The organism is Pasteurella sp. XG20, from assembly GCF_018968665.1.
GTDB lineage: Bacteria > Pseudomonadota > Gammaproteobacteria > Enterobacterales > Pasteurellaceae > Pasteurella > Pasteurella multocida.
The window spans coordinates 39059-54308 of sequence record NZ_CP076656.1 but is presented as its reverse complement, the minus strand read 5'-3'; the positions used below and the strand labels follow the sequence as shown (position 1 = coordinate 54308).

Below are 15250 nucleotides of genomic sequence, written 5' to 3'. Positions count from 1 at the left end.
TTTATGCCTAACCTTGAGTTTTGTGAAAAGGAAATATTAAAACAAAAATGTACAGAAGTATTTTCACTTCTTAAAAGACCGAATGAACCATATTCAGTATTTGAAATTGCCTCTGCATTTAGTAGTCAAGCTAATAAGGAAAAAGATAAAAAAATAGCAGAGACGTTAACATTATTAGCAAAAGTAACATCACCAACCCTTCAACCAACTAGCAGAAATGAACCATTCATAGCATCTTGTTCTAACCCATACCCTATTTTCACACCTACATTATTAACAAGTGAAGAACTTGATTCTTTAGCTGATATTCTAGAAGAAATTGAGCAACCTATTTTAAAAGCAAGAATTGCCGATATTTTATGGATATATGCTAAACCTAAGAAAAGAGAACACTGTATTACTGCGATTAAGAGCTACCTTGCAATTGAAGCATCAAATAACTTTTCTTATCTTGATATTTATGACTTATGGGAGCGTGCTAGTTATTTAAGCGTATCTCTAAAAGACCAAACAATATTAGAGGAAGTAAAAAATAAAATTTTACAAGAAGTTGAAAATGCTTCAATACATTGGGATTTTCATACGTTACGCATTAGCGAAATCATTTTAAATACAGGATTAGATAATAGTATTCTTCAACAATTAGGAGAAAAACTTTTAGAAATAACACTATCTCAAAAATTTGAAAATTATTTTAATGCAAAAAATGAGTACATCTCAGGTGCTAAAAGTATCTTTGAAAAAATACAAAATTCAGAAAAAATTGCGGAATGCGATCACCTCTTAGGAAAATTACACGAAGAACAAGGCGATCTAAATAAATCTCACAGTAACATAACTGCAAATCACAACTATAGGCAAGCTTTACTCTTTTATAGAAAAATCCCCAAAAGATATAGGAATAAATTTTGTATTGATGATACAAAACTAAATAATCTTATAAATCGGATAAATACATCAGCACAATCAATGATTGATGAGTTTACTCTTGTAAAAACACCGGAAATAGATGTTTCTAAACTAAAACAAGTAGCTATTGCACATGTTGCAAATAAAAATGACATATCATTAGCATTAGGATATTTTTCTGGAGTCTCACCTTTTAATTTAAATAGTATACTTCAACGAACAGAAGGCATAGCTAGCAAAACAATTTTCCAGAATCTTTCCAGCCATTCTTGTTTTTCTAGTGATGGTAGATTAATTCAAGAAATCCCACCTTTGACACAGGAAAACAAAGACCAAGTTATTTTTCTAAAAACAATTCATGATTTTCCAGTGATTGATATGAAATTTGAAGTTTTTACGTTTATAAAACCAGCACTCATGCAACTTCAAAGTGAATATGCTATACCTAAAGAAATCTTAATTTCTTTATGTAAACACTCCCGCATAGTGCCTGATAATAGAGTCATTTCTGTTGCAGAAGCACTGTTCCAAGGATTTGAATATAATTTTGGCAATGCAATACATTTATTGACTCCACAAGTAGAGAATATGATCAGACAATGTCTCAAAAATAATGGCGTAATTACTACCCATACCGATCCGGATGGAAAAGAAAATGAGAGAAGCCTTTCTTCTTTATTAGATGATGAACAATCCAGAAAGCTTTTAGGAGACGATCTGTGGTTCGAACTCCAAGCGGTATTTACACATCCATTAGGTGCTAACCTCAGAAATAAAGTTGCTCATGGATTGCTAGATGATGGGGATAGTAACTCGTATACTTGTATCTATGCTTGGTGGATGGTATTACGAGTCATCATTAGAAATATCTAGAGGCTCATATAAAAAGCCGATACATAAATCGGCTTTTATTGTACTTATTTTCCTATCAAACCAACTTCTTCAACTGATACAAATACGCTAGCGCTTGTTTTGGGCTGAGTTCGTCAGGATCGAGTTTTTCTAACATTTCCCAAACGGCTGTTTTGCTGTCATCTTCTTCCATTAACGCCAATTCACCTTGTGTTTGATTGAGCTGACGTAAGTCTTGGATACGTTGATCGGCATTTTGTTGCGACAGTTTTTCTAATTGCGCTAATTTTTGTTTCGCCAGTTTAATCACCGATTGTGGTACACCCGCCAATGCCGCCACGGCTAAACCGTAACTTTTGCTGGCGGCGCCCTCTTGCACCGCGTGCATAAAAGCAATGGTGTCATTATGCTCGATGGCATCTAAATGCACGTTGGCACTACCCGCCAGTTGTTCAGGTAACACCGTCAGCTCAAAATAATGAGTGGCAAATAAAGTCAGTGAGCGTAATTTTTTCGCCAACCATTCCGCACAAGCCCACGCTAAAGAAAGCCCATCGTAAGTGGAAGTACCGCGTCCAATTTCATCAATTAACACCAAACTGTTGGCGGTGGCTTGATGCAAAATATTTGCCATTTCGGTCATCTCCACCATAAAGGTCGAACGTCCTGACGCTAGATCATCTGACGCACCAATACGGGTGAAAATACGATCAATGGGACCAATCACCGCACTTTCCGCAGGCACAAAACTGCCCATATACGCCATTAATGTAATCAAGGCAGTTTGCCGCATATAGGTACTTTTCCCGCCCATATTCGGTCCTGTGATAATCAATAAATGACGTTGCGGGTGAAGCTCAACCGGGTTGGCAATAAAGGGCGCATTGAGCACCTGTTCCACCACAGGATGACGACCTTGCTGAATATGCACCCCGATATCATCGCTAAATTGCGGCGCGACATAATTGAGGGTTTCTGCTCGTTCGGCTAAATTGGTGAGCACGTCCAGTTCCGCTAAAGTTAAACTGGCAAGTTGTAACGCCCCTAAATGTGGCAATAACTCATCAAATAATTGTTCGTAAAGCTGTTTTTCTAACGCTAATGCAGCGCCTTTGGCTTTCAGCACTTTATCTTCGTACGTTTTCAGCTCTGGAATAATATAACGTTCTGCATTTTTCAGGGTTTGGCGGCGCACATAGTGCATCGGTGCCTTATGGGCTTGCCCTTGGCTAATTTGAATATAGTAGCCATGCACCGCATTAAAGCCGATTTTTAACGTATCAATCCCGGTACTTTCTCGCTCACGCTGTTCGAGTTCTTCTAAATAGCGTGTGGCGCCATCCGATAAACTGCGCCATTCATCTAGTTCCGCATTGTAGCCTTCAGCAATCACGCCACCATCACGAATTAACATTGGGGGATTATCAATGATGGCACGCTGTAATAAATCTAACTGCGCTGAAAATTCACCGATTGGCTGCAAAAGTGCGGTCAAATCTGACGAAGTTTGTTGTGCCAGAATATCGCGCAAATACGGAATTTGTTCCAAGGCAGTACGCAAACGAGTTAAATCACGGGGACGTGCCGAGCGCAAAGCGACACGGGCTAAAATCCGTTCCATATCGCCGATTTGCTGTAAATAAGGCTGAATCGCTGCTACCAAATCCTGTTGCAAAAGGGCAGTAATCCGATTTTGGCGCACCATGAGTTTTTCATGCTGACGAATTGGCTGATGCATCCAGCGTTTCAATAAACGGCTTCCCATAGGGGTGACACATTTATCGAGCACCGAGGCGAGGGTATTTTCGCTGCCACCGGCAAGATTTTGGGTTAACTCTAAATTACGGCGCGTGGCGGCATCTAATTGTATATGTTCTGAATGTTGTAATAAGGTTAGGCTTTGAATATGCGGCAATGCCGTACGTTGGGTATCTTTGGCATATTGCAACAAACAGCCTGCCGCACAGAGTCCCAAAATGGCTTTTTCCACCCCAAAACCACGCAGATCTTTGGTGTGAAACTGACGATTGAGTAATTGAATTGCCGTACCGAGTTCAAATTCCCAAATAGGACGCCGGCGTAACCCTTTAAACGGCTCAAGCAATGCCATGTCCACAAAGTCTTCACAATACAATAACTCTACAGGTGAAATGCGCTGTAACTCCGCTTGTAAGCTCGCGCGATCCTCGGGCTCACTGATTTGAAAACGCCCCGAGGTGATGTCTAACACTGCCAAACCAAAGCGATCTTTTTCTTGGTAAACCGTGGCGATCAAGTTGTCTTGCCGTTCAGGTAAGAGGCTTTCATCGCTCACGGTACCGGGGGTGACAATCCGCACGACTTGGCGCTCAACGGGACCTTTTGAAGTCGCCGGATCACCCACTTGCTCACAAATCGCCACCGACTCCCCTAATTGCACCAATTTGGCTAAATAACCTTCTACTGCATGATAAGGCACGCCCGCCATTGGGATAGGTTGCCCAGCGGACTGTCCACGTTTAGTCAAGGAAATATCTAGCAACGCCGCCGCTTTCTTGGCATCGTCATAAAAAAGCTCATAAAAATCACCCATCCGATAAAACAACAAAATATCGGGATTTTCGGCTTTGAGCGCCAAATATTGGCGCATCATGGGCGTGTGCAAGTCTAAATTATCCATGTCTTATCTCTAAAAAATCATCAGAAAGTGCGCTCTATTTTCGCATAAAATCACAAGACAAAATACCGCTTTCTGCTCGCAAAAAAATCAGGCGACCGCCTGATCGCCTGAAGAATAGGAATGGAAAAGCGCTATTCGCAAATTTCTTCCGTTTGGACCGATTTCACTGCTTGGTTAATGAGTTCGGTAAGTTGTAATTCACTTTTCACCTCACTATTAAAGATCTGTCCCCCGCTGAGCGAGGCTAAACAGTCTGTGGCATTCCATGGTGAATTAATACTGACAATATTCACTTTCAATTTCGGTCTGCGTTGGATTTCTTGTTGAATCAGCTGACAAGGATCACGGAAAGTACAATCGCCATTACCTTCCGTAATCAGTAGGATCAAGGCATCGCGTTCAATTCCATCCACCATTGTTAGGGCTTTTTCCAATCCTTCATAAATTGGGGTGCCCGGTACTTGATTCTCACGCACTTTCATTTGATTGATTTTTTGTTTCAAAGACTCCCGTTGTTGCGCAGAAAATACTCCGTGTGCGACAGCGGCAGAAGCCTTTGTTTTTTTAGTCAAACAACTTTTCAGTTCCACTAAACCGATATCAATATGCGGGTCAATCGACGCTAAGATGTTATTGACCGCGACTTTCGATGCGGTCGATCTATTCGGCTTACGATACATATAATCAATCTCTTTACGCGGGACAGCTTCACGCTCTAAGCGTCGATCAAAATCATCAATTTTTTTAATGCCTTCTTTAATGGTATAACGCATCCCAGAAGCATTATTAAAGATAATCACCATTTGTGGCGCTTGCGCGGGAATAATTTTCTGGCGACACACTTTTTCAGGTGGTGCCTCAACTTTAGGTGCCTCAACTTTAGGTGGCTCGACTTTAGGAGGTTCCACTTTTGGTAATTCGACAGGTGGCGCTTCTTTGATCGGCTGCGTTTCCGGTGGCGGTTCTGGTTTTGGCTGCGCTTTTACCGTTTCGACCACTGGTGTCCGCCAAAAAAACCACCAAAGTAATACACCTAACAGAAATAGCAATAATGGCAGTAACCACCAGTACCACCGCATTGGTTTGGACGGTGCAGGGGCGACAGGCACAGGTTCAGGTTTCCGCTCACCAAGTCCCCAACCTGTGATAACCGGTGTCTTATTGACCATATACACTTGTATCGTATTGTGTTCAGCCCCTTCGACAAACTGCGTTAACAAGGTACACTGCTCGGGCGTCAGCTGCCCCTTTGCCGTTAAATCTTGATTCAAATGACGAATCACCTTTAAACATTGCTGAATAAAGGGCTGAACTTGCGCTAATTGTTGCTGATCAGCTTGACTACTGCCCAGTAAATGTGGCTGTCCTTGCAACTCGGTGTACCATTCCACCCTTGTTGCGTCGGCGTTGATGTCTGGTCGTGCAAACAAATCCACTGTGCTTGGGGGTAAATGGCGACGTAATATACGCTCAATTTCATCATAACGAGAAAGTAAATTAATCCCGTCCTGATGAGTATTCTGAAGAGTAAAAAAGGCTAAACGTTGCATACTTTCCTCTGATTACTTACACACTTCCACTTCTGTAATCGGTTTTACCGCTTGATTAATCATATTCACTAATTGTTTTTGACTATTGGCAGTAAACACTTTTCCCTTCGTGGCTTTTGCCACACAGTTTGCCGCTTTGGCCCCCCCAATATCCACCACATTGATTTTTAGACGGGGTTGCCGTTTGGCAATTTGTTGCGCTAATGCACAAACATCGCCCGTTTCGCACGAATCTTCACCATCGCTAATCAGTAAAATAAATCCATCGCGCTTCTTACCATCCACCATTGCAGCGGCTTGTTTTAGTCCGCTATATAATGGGGTACCGCCACTGTTTTCATCGCTATCTGGTGCCGGCTGCATCGCATTAATTTTGGCACGTAGCTGTTTGCGCTTCGCGGGTGAATAATAACCATGATTATTCGCTGTCGGACAACCTTTCAATTCCACCAGTCCAATATCGACAGTTTTCGCAATGCTATTAATAATACTGGCAGAAGACTGCTTCGCCACTTCTAACCGATTCGGTGAGCGACGGATATGGGCAGTTTCTTCTGCTGAGGTTAAATAACGAACCCAACGATACTCAAAATCGGCGAGCGTTTGTTTACTTTCAAGCAAGGAATACAACATGGAGCGTGAATTATCAAACACAATCACCATTTGTGGATTCTCGCCTGGTTTTGTTGAGATAGAACAGACTTTTTCCGGTGGCGCTGGTGTTTTCTCCGTCACCTTAGGCGGGTCATCCACTTTTTCTGGTGCAACCGGCTCAGGCTTCGGCGGCGGCACAACCTCCAAGGGTTTCGTCTCCTCCACTTTAGGTTCGTTAGGTTTCACCACTTCAACTGGCTCAGGGACTTTAGGTTGTGTCAGCACGGGTGGCGAATTCACTGCCTCAGGCGTTTTTGCTGGTTGCTTAGTATTCAGCCACCACCAAAGCAATAAGCCCAATAACAATAAAAGAAACAAGAAAGGCCATAGCCAACGAGTGCGACTTGCCGGATTGATTGGTGCCACAGGCGGGGAGGCTGGTGGCATCACTTTCTGACCCATGCCCCATCCGGTTATCACGGGTTCATTATTGATCACATAGATTTGCTTTGTGTCATGACTTGCGCCCTCGACCAATAACCTCAGTCGCTCAGATTGTGTGGGACTGATCAGCCCTTTTTTTAACAGATCTGCATTTAACTGCTCAATGGCTGTCAGTCGTTGGGTAATCCGTGTCAGCACGCTATCGCGTTGTTGCTTTTCAACCTGATTCGCATGAAATAAATAAGCTTGTCCTTCTAATTCACTATACCATTCGATGATCTTGCCATCGGATTGCACTTCAGGACGAGCAAATAACGTAGCAGTACTCGGCGGCAAATAGCGCACAATAATCTGCATCAGTTCATCATAATGCGATAGTAGCGCGACTGCGGCTTGATTCTCTTGCTGAAGGGGAACTCGAGCTAAACGTTGCATATTTCTTTCCAATAAACATGATAAAAAATAGGCAGCCCTGTGACTGCCTATTTAAAAGGTGTTAAATACCACTTGCCGCCTGTAATGCTTCAAGCTTACGCTTCAATGCTTTAATTTCAGCCTGTTTGGCTTCTTCACTCGCGGCAGAACCATTCACTTGCTTTAATTGCTGCTCGACTTTTCTCACTTCAGCAAGGACATCCTCTTTGCCTTTGGCTTTTTGCTTCAATTGCGCTGCATAATCGGTGACCGATTTATTCAATGTAGCAAGTTCAGCTTTCTTCTTCGCTAAAGCGCGCTCAGTGGCTTTGGCTTTTTTCTGTGTGTCTGCATAAGTTTTATTCAAGGCAGTTTGCTTGTCTTTTTCACTTTGCAACGTCCGTTCTTTTTCTTTGACACGATGATCATAACTGCCTGATGTCGTACATGCCATTTTATTCCATACACTCGACTCAACACTTGGGTCGCACTGTTCTGGCGTAACGGAACACGCTGTTAATACCGTCAAGCTCGCCACTAATAATGATAATTTTAATCCTTTCATAGTTTATCCTATTTGAATTGCAGAACGCTGTTTAGACGAAGCATCGACTAAACGCTCATAAGTCGCGATTTGTTTATTAAGACTTGCAATTTCGGCTTCAAATCGACTGACATTCAAACCACTGGATTTTTCTTTACTCGCCACCTCGCGCAATGTTTGTGCACGTTTTTTCATGGAGGCTAAATTGTTTTGTGCCGCTTTAATATCCGCATCAATTTGTGCAAGTTGTTTTTTCGCATCTGCTTGCTGAATCGCACCCGATTTTAATTGCTTGTTTAAATTCACGAGTGTTTTATTGTTTCTATCTAGCTGCGTTTTCGCTTTTGCAGTGGCTTTTCTCACCATGTCCGAATTTTTACGCGTTTCAGCAATATAGGCATTCAAACGATCTTCTTTTTTAGCGTAGGCTTTGCGCTGTTTTTCCAGATAATAGTTCGTTCCCATTAATGCCCCACAGCCTGCTGCCGCACCTGCAACACCGACCGCTGCCGCCGTGCCTGCATCTTTACCCGATAACAGTGCAACACCTGCACCTAATACCGCACCACCTGCGGCCCCCCATGCACAAGCATTCCAACCTGAATCGCTAAAGAACTCGGCTTCTTCGCCAGTAGAGAGGCTACTTTGCGAGCCAAAATAACTGCCCCCGGTATTTTGACAACCGGCGAGCACCACGGCAGTTGAAAGCGTGAGTACACCTAAAATAGATTTACGTGATTGTTTCATTTTCATCATATTAGTTCCCCTGTTTGACTTGAGTACATTTCTCTAACCATGCTTGGCGGCTGATCTTGTTATCTTGATAATATTGCTCAAGATGTCGCCAGTAAAGATTAACATATTGTGTTAAGTTTGCTTTTCCACTACTGCTAACGATAGCATTCGTACGTGAAACCTGTGTTTCAATTGTTTGTTTATTATACGTTGTTGAGCTTGCCACGATTGTATCAGCATAATACTTCAACACAAAATCCCGTGCGTTTTCTGATTCTGCTAACCGATTTTTGGCATTCGTTTCTTTTTCACTGTTGGGATAAAGTGCGGTCATTGCCTCGAGAATTTTCTTATTTTGCTCCACTTCGCCTTGTAAATCTGACACGTTGGCACACAAAAATGCCCCCAATTGTAAGGCAGAACGCACGGCAGAATCCCGTTGTTCATCACGTTCTAAATTCGCCGCACGCAATTGCTCTTTAGTGTTATTGAGCTCTTGTTTTAATTTTTCATCTACCGTGTTATTTGCCAGTTCTTCTAGCTTATCCACAATCTTGCTATTTTCCCCTTTTTCAGGTTGTTGATGATCTTTGCCCAATGCCTCCCACGCTTTTTCAACGGATTTAATGCGCTCACTAGACGTGAGTAACGGTGCGGCAATCACCACACGGAAGCCCACATCTTTGGCTTTTTTTGCGCCTTGTTGGTCATAAAAAGGCATTTCTAAGCGTAAGACATTATTCACATCAGCTTCTGATTTTAAATAGCTGCCCCCCCGAACAATTACGCCCCCTTCTTGACCATGGTAGCGGCTTAATTTATTCATTTTGAAACTGTCAAACATCATTTCACTGGCATTGCCTAAAGTATCAAATAGCCCTAATGGATTCGGTTTTAAACGCCCAATCACTTGCAAACGACCATTCGCCGATTTGGCATTATTAAACCAAGCATAGTTGACTAAGCCGTCTTGCATTGGGAAAGTATTTTCACGAAATTCCGATGGTGTCACGGCAACACCACCACGAGAAGCAAATTCCCATTCCACGTTGGTCGGTAAACGCACAAAGCCTGCGACCCCATCTTCTGTCGGTAACGCGCCTTTCGCCTGTTTCAGTAACCATTCATTGTATTTCTGCGTAAACGTCATGGCATCAAACCAAGTGATATTGGTCATCGGCAACAATCCCTTTAATGTGGGCGTATTGCATTTTTCCGTCATCACCGCCTGATACTGTGCTTCGGTCACTTCATATTTCGCCATCAAAAAGAAGCGCTCTTTGTCTTTATCGGCAAATCCACCCGCAATATAGTTTGGGGTGGCATATTCTGCATAACCATCTTGTTCACGATTTCCCCCTAATGTCACTAAGGTGTCTTCTAAAGGTTGTTGCGTATTGGTTTTCACCACGCGAAACACCATATTTCCCTCACAGGGCAACGGCAAAATGACATCATTCTCTAACGGCTGAGGGTTATAAAATTTCTCTTCCCAAGCGGCTTGTGTTGCACTACTCACCACACACAAGCTCAATAAGGTATATACATATTTACACATCTCGTAAACTCTCCGCGGGCTGAATCCGAATGGCTCGTATTGCACCAATAGCAGCGACGATCGCCGATAAAATAAAAGCAATCATAAACGCAAACACTAAATGCAATGACTGCAAATGACTAATAAAAGGCGTATCCGCCAAATTGTTGGTTAAAATATGGTTAAACAATTGGCTTCCCACAACAAAAAATAAGTAAGACATCAAAAAAGCCACACTGCTTAAAATCACTGCTTGTAAAATCAAAAAGCCCATCACGCCAATTGATTGAAATCCGAGCAAGCGTAGGACGGCAATTTCTTTTCTTTTGCGATCAATATTGGCTAAAAATGCCCCCACCAAAGACAGAATACAGCCCATAATCGAGGTGACGGCAATGACAAGAAAAATCACATTTAAAACAGCATCAATCGCTTTGACATTTTCAATGGCTTTAGCTTCTGTGCGTGTATCGATATTTTTCGCACGCAATTTCAACGCCAACAACGCCACATCATCTAACTGTTTGGCATAAATACGCGCTCTCGCAAAGGTCTCTCTTGTCTGCTCTCTCACTTGCCCTGACATAGCAGGAAAGACGTCTGTTTGAAAACCATCACGAAAATCCTCAATGCCCACTAAAGTTTCCAAATCCACAAAGGCAGCCGGGCGTGAGAAACGGGTTTCTGGTAGGATATTTTCCACAATCAGTTCGAGGTGTCCTTTTTCCGTCAACCCCGCATAGTTTCTCGTTGCCAGTAAGGTAATCTTATCTCCCGATCTCACTTGTAATTTTTCAGCCGCTAAGGCCGTTAATACCACCGTTTTTTTTTGTTGAAGCTGAAGCGGGGCTAAAATAGGGTCATTGGGTGCGGTAGGCAAGAGTTCGACATCAGATACAAAATGGCGTGTATCACTACGCAAATCAACAATCGTATTCAGTGAACGGGTTAAGGGGATCACGAACTGCGTTTCGGGTTGCTGTTGTAGCCAAGCAAACCATTCAGAAGATAAATTCAAATTACCCACGATTTTGATTTCTAAGTGACGGGGATCATTCATCAGCTGTGCACGTAATTGGGAAACCACGCCATATTTTAAGCTGAATAAAAGCAATAAGGGTGCAATCACGGCAATCAAGGAAGCAATAATACAAAACGACACGTTGCGATCATAGCGGAGATCACGCCATGCTAATTGGCTTAATAAGCGGATTTTTTTCCCAAAAGAGATTGCTTGCATATTCATTCTCTCAGCTGATGTCAGTAAAAATTGCGTGTTGTGGGGAAAGTAAATTGGCACTCAAGGCTCGCAGCTGCTTACGTTTCACCAATTCCCAGTCATGAGTAACCAATAACACAGAAATATGCTGCTGTCCCGCCAGCTCTAAAATCAAACTAAACAACACGTCAGCATGATGAGGATCTAACGCAGAAGTAGGTTCATCTGCCAATAAAACTAAGGGTTTATGTGCAACTGCGCGAATAAAAGCGACACGTTGACGCTCGCCAATCGACAGTTGTTTTGGGTACTTTGTTAAAAGATGTCCAATATTCAATTCTTGGCACAAGAAGGCAACCCATTGCTGATCGACGGAGCTCTGCAATAACGCGTTCGGCAATTCAATATTTTGTGCAACGGTTAAAAAGGGCAGTAATCCGCCATTTTGTAGCATAAACCCGAGTTTCTCTGCGCGAATTTGAGCCAACGCGGGTTGGTTTTGCTGTTGAATCAGACGATGAATATCCAACAGTGCTCCTTGCTTGCCCAATTGAAAACCGCTTAGCTGCTCAGGCTGAAGAATCAGACCGATCATTTCCAATAGGGTGCTTTTGCCACAACCACTTGTACCTTGAATCGCCAAGACGTCTCCATCCGCGAGATGCAGGGTCGGTAAAGACACGGTGAAACGTTGTTCCCCTTTTCCCCGTGTCACAGACATATTTTCAATACAAAGCACAATCTCACCCTTTGTTTGTTATGGTAAGGCTTCTAAAGGCACGGGATAAACAAAATCACGTGGATCACTGCCTTCTGATAAAGAGATCCAACGACTTTGATCTTCATTAAAGACACGATAATGACGTAATTTACTGTGTAGTTCACGAATGAACTTTTCTTGTTCCTGTACGCTCATGCCTTTCCAAGTGTCCTCATCAATAGATGTCACTTGGCTTTTATAAGGAATATTGTCAAGATACTCCCCTAATAAACCCAAATCAGCAATTTTCGTTGCACTTTCTGCTTTGATTTTACTTGGATCTTGTCCCATTGCCGCAGCCACAGAACGTAACTGTGCAAACATATCATTGGGTGAAATTAAGCCTTCATTGGCGGCATCAGCGATCTTTTTCACCACATCACTCAAGTCACTTAATTGTGATTTGGTCAATAACACACGTGCTTCAGCCGTCGGGACAGTTGGTTTGGCAAAATCTTTATCACTGATCCACGCTTTAAACACTGGTGGGGCTTTTGTTCCTTTCTCGCCGCCTAAATAAGCAAGTTGCATTGCACGCCCTAACAACATAGCGTCTTGCTCAATTTCAGAGGTCGGCGCTGGCGCAGATTTTTTCTCTTTTTCGACCGCACTTAATGCACTGCCTGCCGCCATTTCACCACGATAAGCCAATTTCACTTGTGCTGTGAGGGCTTTCGCTAAGGTGCTAATTTTCTCACCAAACTCATTTACATCACCGGCATTCACTGGATAATACAGCGCTTTATTTAAATAATGATTAAAGGCTAAATCGGTATATTGTGCTTGCGCTTGTTCGTGATTCTTCGCGCCAGAAGGCGTTTTTAAATGTAAGGCATAAATCGCCACACCGCGATGTTGGGCTTCTAAGCGTAATTGTTTAGCATCTAATCCTGTGGTGGAAATCGGATTATCGCCTTCAATCGCCCCCGCATCAGTAATCAAGACCATATAACGTGCGCCAAACTGATTCCATTGAATTTCATTCAGTGCTTGGTTAATCCCCGCATACGCATCTTCACTAAATTCTTTACTCGACACTTTGGCTTGTTTTAATGAGGCGACTTTTTGCATAAAGTCTTTCCCGTCTTTCACGGTAGTCGGATCTACAAACATTTTTGAAGTATATTCTAACCCTTTAACCGCTTTAGTACTGGAACGGAATGCCACCAAGCCGAACTTCACTTGTTCGCCTAAATTCTCTTTTTCAATTTGATCATACACTTGTTTGATCGCTTCTCGCGTCCGATTAATATAAGGATCCATCGAAATCGTCGAGTCAATCACAAACACCACTGCGGCACGAAAACCCGTCACTTCTTGTGGGTTATCCGCCGTCGCCGTTTTTTTCGCATCCGATGACACGGTCTTTGTGTTGGTCTCTGTGCGAGTCGGCGATGTGGTTAATGTTCCTTCTTGTTTACTAACTGAGGCGACTTCTAAAGCACGCTCATAAAACCCTTTGGCATTCATCACTTCTTCGCCTTGTAAAATCGGTAGCAAATAGAAGTTTTTCTGAAAATCAACAAATTCACTTGGCTCTTGTGCTAACACCGCAGGATGCGCTTTATTTGCAGTCAATGCCTGACGTATTGGATTGACCACTTGTACAGGATCTTCGGCATTAATCACTTGATCTAACGCGCTTCGGTCTTTAAAAAAGAGTAAAGGATCACGTTCTGCGGGATTAGTAAACACCAGTGTCATTTGCATCTGCCAAGGCACTGCACAGCTTTCATCAAGCCAGCCCACTGTTTTACCAAACGTATCGGGACCCACTTGCACCAAGCTTTTCCCTGCCTGATTTTCACGTTTATACACGTAGTAACGAGAAAACGCGGGAATTTTTTTCCCCGATGTTGCCTGTTGATTGTCTAACAGCTCACAACTGGGTGTACTCAATACACGTTGATAAAGGGTGGTTTTCCCTTCTTGCAATAGCGGCTTTTGCTCCGCCAGTGCATGCAAACTCAAGGGCAGTAAGCCACATAACACATAAAAGGGCAGCAAATTCAATCTTGTCATACGTTCCTCTCAATATTCGGCACTCAGTCTGCCAGTCGATCTATTTTTTTAATTCCGCTAAGGCTTTTTTCGCGGCGTCATTATTCGGATCAATCGACAATGCGGTTTCATACCAATAGATCGCATTCTCTTTATCTAATGCAAAACAAGGACTGCCTGTCGCATATTCTTTGGCATAAGCAACCGCCAATTCCACATTGCCACTTTGCGCTTGATGTGCGTATAAACGTTGTGCAATGCTACATTTATTGGCTGCTTTTGCTTCTGCAATAGTGTCTAACAAGCGTTGATTATTTGGTTTTGTTTTTAAGCAAGATTGAATAAACGCCAGTTCATCGCTACTGTTTGCGATACTGCATTCCCCCGTGACTGGCGGTGCCGTTTTATCAGATTGATGACCAAAGAAGAAATACGCGACTGCCGCCCCAATCCCTAAGAGTAACACCAATAAGCCAATGAGTAGTCCTGTCTTACTTTTCTTCGGTTCTACCGGTGTTGGCGCCATGTCCACTGTTGGTTCATGACTTAACGGTATTTCTGGGACATCTTCAATCGGCGTTTCCACCGTTGGTGTTTCAACAATTTCAACCGCTTCAACCAGAGAAGGTGCCTCTTCCACTTGTACCGGAGGTGTCATTTCTCTCACATCACTTTCACGTGATGAATCACCACCGGCAGAAGAGGCTAAGATATTACCAATTAAACTCAATGGACCACTGTCTTCCACTTGACCATCGCGTACTTGTAATAAAAAGCGGACATTGCCACTTTGGCGGATTAATCCGTCAACAAGCCAAGGACCAATTCGTCCTTGTAACGCATCGCCCACTACATTCAGTTCAGTGGTTTTATGCCAAACCGGTTCTGGCGTCCATTTATCCTCACCCGCAAAATAATGACTGTCTTGATTACGTTGAACGGCAAGCTCCACTTCATGACTGCCTTTCCATTTCCGTGCACTCAATTGTGCATAGCCCGGGCTATCTTCTCTTAATTCAATTCGTAACACCG

At 43.0% G+C, this 15250-nt stretch carries 11 protein-coding genes; 1 reads left to right on the top strand and 10 read right to left on the bottom strand.

Annotation, left to right across the window (positions count from 1 at the left end; all coding sequences use genetic code 11):
* Nucleotides 1-3 precede the first annotated feature (3 nt).
* Nucleotides 4-1782 (top strand): DUF4209 domain-containing protein, encoded by a 1779-nt coding sequence (locus KPF51_RS00200; RefSeq protein ID WP_061406271.1) that lies wholly within the window; start codon nucleotides 4-6, stop codon nucleotides 1780-1782.
* Nucleotides 1783-1837: 55 nt separating this feature from the next.
* On the opposite strand, the gene mutS is transcribed toward KPF51_RS00200, so the two are convergent.
* From mutS to KPF51_RS00150, 10 genes are all read right to left on the bottom strand, one after another.
* Nucleotides 1838-4420, bottom strand: coding sequence for a DNA mismatch repair protein MutS (gene mutS / locus KPF51_RS00195; protein WP_005724843.1), 2583 nt, complete (start codon nucleotides 4418-4420; stop codon nucleotides 1838-1840).
* 131 nt (nucleotides 4421-4551) lie between these two features.
* The gene (locus tag KPF51_RS00190) at nucleotides 4552-5970 is read right to left on the bottom strand and encodes a hypothetical protein (RefSeq protein ID WP_061406272.1); all 1419 of its coding nucleotides are present in this window, start codon (nucleotides 5968-5970) and stop codon (nucleotides 4552-4554) included.
* 12 nt (nucleotides 5971-5982) lie between these two features.
* Nucleotides 5983-7443: a VWA domain-containing protein gene (locus tag KPF51_RS00185; RefSeq protein WP_061406273.1), complete on the bottom strand. Its 1461-nt coding sequence runs from the start codon at nucleotides 7441-7443 to the stop codon at nucleotides 5983-5985.
* Between the two features lie 61 nt (nucleotides 7444-7504).
* The gene (locus KPF51_RS00180; protein WP_005736678.1) at nucleotides 7505-7987 is read right to left on the bottom strand and encodes a hypothetical protein; all 483 of its coding nucleotides are present in this window, start codon (nucleotides 7985-7987) and stop codon (nucleotides 7505-7507) included.
* A 3-nt stretch (nucleotides 7988-7990) separates the two neighbouring features.
* The gene (locus KPF51_RS00175) at nucleotides 7991-8722 is read right to left on the bottom strand and encodes a hypothetical protein (RefSeq protein WP_005752308.1); all 732 of its coding nucleotides are present in this window, start codon (nucleotides 8720-8722) and stop codon (nucleotides 7991-7993) included.
* A 1-nt stretch (nucleotide 8723) separates the two neighbouring features.
* A complete protein-coding gene (locus tag KPF51_RS00170; protein WP_010907362.1) occupies nucleotides 8724-10259 on the bottom strand; it encodes a formylglycine-generating enzyme family protein in 1536 nt (511 codons plus the stop codon).
* Nucleotides 10252-11478, bottom strand: coding sequence for an ABC transporter permease (locus tag KPF51_RS00165; protein WP_005724826.1), 1227 nt, complete (start codon nucleotides 11476-11478; stop codon nucleotides 10252-10254). Before KPF51_RS00165 ends, KPF51_RS00170 begins: the two co-directional genes overlap by 8 nt.
* A gap of 10 nt (nucleotides 11479-11488) precedes the next feature.
* Nucleotides 11489-12196, bottom strand: coding sequence for an ABC transporter ATP-binding protein (locus tag KPF51_RS00160; protein WP_005724825.1), 708 nt, complete (start codon nucleotides 12194-12196; stop codon nucleotides 11489-11491).
* An 18-nt stretch (nucleotides 12197-12214) separates the two neighbouring features.
* Nucleotides 12215-14239: a vWA domain-containing protein gene (locus KPF51_RS00155; RefSeq protein ID WP_005724824.1), complete on the bottom strand. Its 2025-nt coding sequence runs from the start codon at nucleotides 14237-14239 to the stop codon at nucleotides 12215-12217.
* A 40-nt stretch (nucleotides 14240-14279) separates the two neighbouring features.
* The gene (locus KPF51_RS00150; RefSeq protein WP_005724822.1) at nucleotides 14280-15248 is read right to left on the bottom strand and encodes a hypothetical protein; all 969 of its coding nucleotides are present in this window, start codon (nucleotides 15246-15248) and stop codon (nucleotides 14280-14282) included.
* Nucleotides 15249-15250: the final 2 nt, after the last annotated feature.